The following is a 7,024-nucleotide window of genomic DNA, read 5'->3' as shown; positions in this document are numbered from 1 at the left end:
CAATATAAATACAAAAAAGAAGGTGACTCTAAACAAGTTAAGATAAAGGATAGAGCGAGTATTTCTGAAAGACCTAGCAGTGCTAATAGAAAAAATCTTTATCACTTTGAAGGTGACACTATTGTTGGTAAAGACCATAAAAGTGCTATTGTAACAATGGTCGATAGAGCTAGCAGATTTACTATTTTAGCCAAGTCTATAGATAGAACAGCTAATTCAATCAATAGAATATTGTACAAAGTATCTAATGGTCATAAAATATTAACAGCTACATTTGATAATGGTAAAGAGTTTGCTAAACATAAGAAGCTAACTAGCAAGACTGGCATCAAAGTATTCTTTGCTGATCCATACAGTCCTTGGCAAAGAGGTACTAATGAAAACATGAATAGGTATATCAGACAATTTATACCTAAAGGTACTAACTTTAACAATATATCTCATCAATACATTAGAAAGTTACAGATAGACTTGAATAATAGACCTAAGAAATGTTTAAATTACTTGACACCTAATGAAGTACATTTTGGTATCTCTATAAACATTGAGAATACAATCTAGCAGATTTAGTTAAATAATTATTTAAGTAGAGATAAAGCTATTTTAGAAATTTTGACCCAATGAGAACTGGAACACCTGAGTAACATCACCAGGCTGAACATTGAATGGCTGAGCTATAGAAACTGCTAAAGGACCCATTGGTGAAGCCCATCTAAACTCAACACCTACAGAATATTTAAGATTAGTAAATGATGGTGTTGTTTCTTGTTTTGGTTGAGGAGCTACAACTCCTTTCAAATCATAAGTAGTATAAGTATTACCAATATCCACAAATGCACCTATTCTCATCTTAGAACTATCTTTTATGAATGGTACAGGAAACAACAAGTCATAGTTATTATAGATATTAAGGTTACCACCAATTGAATTACCTACTTGACCATTTTGTAAATTTATATCACGTGGACCTAAAGAACCTTGCAAGAAGCCTCGCACACTTCCCCAACCACCTCCGTAGAAGTTTTCATAAAAAGGAAGTTCAGCAGTACCACCATAACCTCCGCCATATTGCACACCACCTCTGATTGTTAGCGCTGACATATCGGTATTTGGTATTGCAATATTATATTTACCACCAACTTCAATTTTATAAGCTTCAATATTACTGATAACAGGGATGTTAACTGAACCATTAATATCAAATGAACCACCATCAGTCGCAAACATATATTTATTGGAGTTATCAAAACTCCAACCAGCAGTTAAAGCAGGCTCATTAAAATTATTTCTTCCACCTTGTTGCTGTATAAACCACTGCACAATAGATGACTCAAATCCTTGTGACTGGTTAATCGTATTATTTGCGAATGTTATTCCAGCAGAAACATTACTAAATGTCGATATTGGCACACCATACATTAACCTTGCACCGATTGTATCTAATCGATATGCTGCAACAGCGTTTGTTTTTGCAAAGTTTGATCTATTGATATAAGCTGAAATGCTTTGACTAATGCCCGAAGTAGTAAAATAAGGATCAATATAGCTTATATCCAACTGCTGGAATGGAATCGATAATTGCGCATTAAGATTAAAGGTATTGCCGGTACCAAAAACGTTAGGCATATTAAGCCTACCACCAATCATGAAACCATATAAATCCGAGAAACCTAAGCTTCCACTAATTGAGTTTGCATTCCTCTCTTTGATATTGTAGTTAACATCAACCAAGTCATCAGAACCCTCTACAGGCACAAGCTCCATATCAGCACCTGCAACGTATGGTAACTGATCCAATCTTCTTTGAGACTTATCTATTGCTTCTTTATTATATTGGCTCTGTTCATAGTACTGTAACTGCCTACGAAATACGTAATCATTCGTTACATTATTTCCAAAAAAGTTAACTCGATTTACATATACTTTTTTACCCGCATCTACGACAAACTTAAAAGATACTATACGTTTTTTCTTATCAATTGTAGGAATAGGATTAACTGTAGCAAATGCATACCCTTTACTACCTAGCAGTGTTTTTATACCCTCAACAGTATCAACAAGCCTACTTTTAGAAAAAACCTCGCCTTGCTTAATTTTTATCAAAGACTCTAACTCCGATTTTGGCAAGATAAATTTACCTGTTAGAGTCACAGTCCCTACCTTATATACCTCGCCTTCAGCAACATCAAGAGTAATATATGAGTGCTCACGATCTTTTGACATTGATGCTTGTCTGGAAGTAACTTTGAAATCTAGATAACCCCTATCAAGATAATAATTAGTGACACCTTGAACAGACTGATTCATGCCCTCTGGAGAATAACTATCAAATGATGACAAAAAGCCCCATAGATTCCATACAGATGGAACTTGAAAAGCCATACTACTGCCCAAATCAGAATCATCAAAATTCTTATTACCAACAGAATTTATAGAGTCTATAGTTGCAGGCTTACCCTCTTTAAAAGTGATATTAATATCTATTCTATTATTAGGAAGTTTTCTAATATTCTCGTTAACTTCAGCACCATATAGCCCCATCATAGAATATTGATTTAATAAAGATTGTTTAAGCAAAAACATTGTATTAGGGTTATATACATTACCAACATATATACCCGCATCAGTAAAGACTTTTTCTAAATCTTCTTTTTTAAGTTTTTTATTCCCAGTAAAATTAAAGCCCGCAATAATAGGTCTTTCTTTGACATTAATGAAAAGATTGCTACCTTTACGATACAGGTCAACGCTGTTGAAAAAACCAGTACCATAAAGATTGTTAATAATTTGGTTTGTATCTTCCGGAGTAATATAGCTACCTTTTTTATAACCAATTCGGCTTTTAACTACATCACGCTGTAAACCTTCTAATCCTTTTATGGAGACATTGTCTAATATAAAACTGTCATTATCTGCCCAGCTATTTAATGCAATACCCATAAGAAGAGAGGCTAATACAAACTTCTTTCTCAAAAAAAACACTCAATTTACCCCAAAATAGAATCCACATATTCTCGAGTTTTTTTATCTATTTCAAAAACTTCTTCTATACTTACTGGATTCTCAAAAATTAACTCTTTTGTTACTTTTTTATTTACTTCTATAATATCTAAATACTTAATTTTTTCATTTAAAAATGCTGCTACTAAAACTTCGTTTGCGGCGTTAAAAACTATATTTGCTACATAATTTTTATTGCTTAAATTATCAAAAACTATTTTTAAAGCCTCAAATCTTTTAAAACATGCTTCTCTAAAAGTAAGCTCATATTTTGTAAAATCTAATTTATCAACACTAACTGTTCCTCTATTTGGATAGTACATTGAATTAGCTATTGGAGTCCTCATATCAGGTACACCCAACTGCGCTATATAACTACCGTCCACATATTTAACCATGGAGTGAATTACACTCTGCGGATGAATCAGAACGCCTATTTTATCAGCTGAAACAGAAAAAAGCCAATATGCTTCGATAACTTCTAGTGCTTTATTTACCATTGTTGATGAATCAACTGATATTTTTCGTCCCATTTGCCAGTTAGGATGAGCACATGCTTGAGCAGGAGTGATATCTATCAACTCATTCAACTCTTTATCCCTAAAAGGTCCGCCAGATGCTGTCAAAACTATTTCGTCTATTTCTTTTGTATATTTCTTGCTAGGGTTATCAATACATTGAAATATAGCATTATGCTCACTATCTACAGGTATAAGCTGAGCATTATTTTTCTCAACTTCTTCAATTAAGAGATGTCCTGCTGTTACAAGAGATTCTTTATTCGCAAGCAGAATTTTTTTACCTGCTCTAGCTGCAGCAAAAGTAGGCCTAAGACCAGCTATACCAACTATAGCAGACATTACTATATCTACTTCTGACGCACTAGAAACTTTTTCTAAAGCATTTTCACCAACTAGAACAGTAACATTTGATACCAAAGTTTGTAACTGTTGCTTTTTCGCTAAATCTGAAACTACAGCGAATCTAGGTGAGAACTCTTTACATAATTTCGCTAATTTTTCTACATTACTAAAAGCCGATAAGGCATAGACCTCAAAATCATTACTCTCTCTAATTACAGCTAGCGTACTATCTCCAACTGAACCTGTAGCTCCTAATATAGTTACCGTTTTCTTTAGCATATAACTTATTGACTCTGCTCAGTCGCTTCCGAAGACTCTAACTCCTGATCATCATGAGTTTCTTCATCTTCTTGCTTAACTACTTTTAAGCTAATGAGTTTTTCATTATTTCTTAAATTAATAAGTCTAACTCCCTGAGCAGAACGTCCACATTCTCTAACTTGGTCAGATGATGTTCTAACTAATGTTCCATTATCCGTAATCATCACGATGTCTTCATCGTTATCGACAAGAACCGCAACAACAACTTTACCATTTCTTTCGGAAGTTGATATAGCAATTACACCTTGACTAGCTCGTTTAGTTTTACGATATGCTGATACTGCAGTACGCTTACCATAACCATTCTCGGTCGCAGCTAAAACCACTCCTTCATCTGGATTTGTCACAATTACAGAAACTATTTTTTGATTATCGTGTAAACGCATACCTGTAACACCAGCTGCTGAACGCCCCATAGCTCTTACATCTAACTCACCAAAGCGAATAGCTTTACCAGCATCTGAGAACATCATAATCTGCTTATTACCATCAGTAAGAGCTACATATGATAACTCATCGCCATCATTTAAACCTATAGCTATCTTACCTGTAGAACGAGGTCTAGCAAACTCTGATAAATCAACTTTTTTAACCCTGCCAAGCTTAGTTGACATAAACACATACCAGCCTTCCGTAAACTCAGAAATTGGCATTAAAGCAGTTATTCTTTCATTCTTCTCAAGCGGTAAAATATTATTAATAGGTCGACCTTTAGAAATTCTACTTGCCACAGGGAAATCGTATACTTTCGACCAATACACTCGACCCAAGCTAGAGAAACAAAGCATTGTGTCATGAGTTGAAGCAAGTATTAGTTTAAAGATACTATCTTCTTCTTTAGTCTTAGTTGCAGACTTACCAACACCACCTCGTTTTTGAGCATTATACATGCTAAGTGGCTGAGTTTTGACATAACCATCCATTGACAGAGTTACAACCATATCCTCTTCTGTAATTAGATCCTCTCTTGTAAGATCTAATCTTGACACAATAATCTCAGATTTTCTCTCATCTCCATAATTATCTCTAATCTCAACAAGCTCTTCTTTTACAACACGAATTAGCTCACTTACATCACTTAAGATACCTATTAGATATTTAATTCTTTCAATAAGTTCTTTAAATTCATTAGTAATTTTATCTTGTTCTAACCCTGTTAATCTATGCAATCTTAAAGCAAGTATTGCCTCAGCCTGCTCTTCTGTAAGATTATAAGAACTATCTGCTTGAATACCATAATGAGATGCTAAAGTTTCTTTACGGTACATTTTAACATCAACTCCCTCAAGCATACTCTTAACCATAGAGCCATTCCATGATCTAGCAAGTATAGATTCTTTTGCATCAGCAGGACTTGGAGAAGCCTTAATAAGCTCAATCATTTCATCGATATTTGCCAGTGAAAGTAACAAGCCTTCTAAAATATGTGCTCGCTCTTTTGACTTTCTTAACTCAAAAATTGTTCTTCTTGTAACAACTTCTTTTCTGTGTTTAATAAATTGTTCTAATATTTCTTTAAGATTCAGTAACTTAGGTCTATTATCACTAAGAGCAACCATATTTATACCAAAACTACACTGAAGCTGAGTTTGCGCATAAAGAGTATTTAAAACTACTTCTGGAGACTCATCTCTCTTAAGATCGATTACGACACGAATACCATCTTTATCCGATTCATCTCTAAGCTCAGATATACCTGTTACTTTCTTATCTTTTACAAGCTCTGCAATTTTTTCAACAAGCTTAGCTTTATTTACTTGATACGGTATTTCTGTAATCACAATCTGAGACTTTCCAGAAGCTTCATCTTCATGAATATCAGCTTTGGCACGCATAATCACACGACCACGACCAGTTTTGTAAGCCTCTAAAATACCATCCGTACCATTTATATAGGATCCTGTAGGAAAATCAGGAGCTGGAATATATTGAATTAAGTCTTCTATCGTAAGTTGTGAGTTATCAATAAGGGCCATAGTCCCATTGATAACTTCTGTCATATTATGTGGTGGAATATTTGTCGCCATACCAACAGCAATACCTGAAGAACCATTTATTAAAAGATTTGGAACTCTAGTTGGTAATACATCTGGGACAAGTTCAGTATTGTCATAGTTTGGTGAAAAATCTACTGTTTCCTTGTCAATGTCTATTAAAAGCTCATGAGTAAGCTTTTGCATTCTAATCTCTGTATAACGCATCGCAGCTGGAGAGTCACCATCAACAGAACCAAAGTTACCCTGACCATCAACTAGTGTATAGCGTAGTGAAAATGGCTGAGCCATCCTAACAATAGTATCATACACTGCTGTGTCACCATGAGGATGGTATTTACCGATCACATCACCGACGACCCTTGCAGACTTTTTATATGGCCTATTATAATAATTAGACAACTCATTCATTGCAAAAAGTACACGACGGTGAACAGGCTTCAAACCATCCCTTACATCTGGCAAGGCACGACCAATGATTACACTCATAGCATAATCAAGGTAAGATTGCTTCAGTTCTTTTTCTATATTTATAGATGATGATTCTTTAGTAGGTATAGACATTACTTATCGCTTATAACAAAGATAAAACATATAGGCAACATTTTAACATAACCGATACTAAAAAGCACTCTTTAGAGCCCTACTCAAAAACCAATAGTACAATAACCTTCACAAAAGAAATACTTATTTAAATAATACTTATCAATTTTTGATAAGGGGTTGTTTGCAGAGCCCTCCATTTTTTCGGTTTTTTAATAATTCTTACCAACAACAACCTTTCTAAACTTAAGGTAATCATATAAAGTTGTACGTGAAATATTTAGTTGATTAGCTATCTCTTGA

General features: G+C 34.3%; 4 protein-coding genes. 1 reads left to right on the top strand and 3 read right to left on the bottom strand.

The genetic code is table 11. The features are described 5' to 3' along the window. Positions 1-561 (top strand): IS30 family transposase (locus F8C69_RS07955; protein ID WP_159183759.1); only part of this gene is annotated, 561 nt, incomplete at its 5' end. Positions 562-603: 42 nt separating this feature from the next. Here F8C69_RS07955 and bamA read toward each other — a convergent pair. From bamA to gyrA, 3 genes are read right to left on the bottom strand one after another with little or no spacing between them, the layout of a single operon-like run. Continuing rightward, positions 604-2,982 carry an outer membrane protein assembly factor BamA gene (gene bamA, locus F8C69_RS07950; protein WP_159184820.1) on the bottom strand — a complete coding sequence of 793 codons (2,379 nt, stop codon included), beginning with the start codon at positions 2,980-2,982 and terminating at the stop codon, positions 604-606. A gap of 5 nt (positions 2,983-2,987) precedes the next feature. Continuing rightward, positions 2,988-4,142, bottom strand: coding sequence for a 1-deoxy-D-xylulose-5-phosphate reductoisomerase (gene dxr / locus F8C69_RS07945; RefSeq protein WP_159184819.1), 1,155 nt, complete (start codon positions 4,140-4,142; stop codon positions 2,988-2,990). A 5-nt stretch (positions 4,143-4,147) separates the two neighbouring features. After that, the gene (gyrA, locus tag F8C69_RS07940) at positions 4,148-6,742 is read right to left on the bottom strand and encodes a DNA gyrase subunit A (protein ID WP_159184818.1); all 2,595 of its coding nucleotides are present in this window, start codon (positions 6,740-6,742) and stop codon (positions 4,148-4,150) included. Positions 6,743-7,024: the final 282 nt, after the last annotated feature.

This window comes from Francisella noatunensis subsp. noatunensis, from assembly GCF_009823375.1.
GTDB classification, from domain to species: domain Bacteria; phylum Pseudomonadota; class Gammaproteobacteria; order Francisellales; family Francisellaceae; genus Francisella; species Francisella noatunensis.
This window is presented reverse-complemented; position numbering and strand designations above follow the sequence as displayed.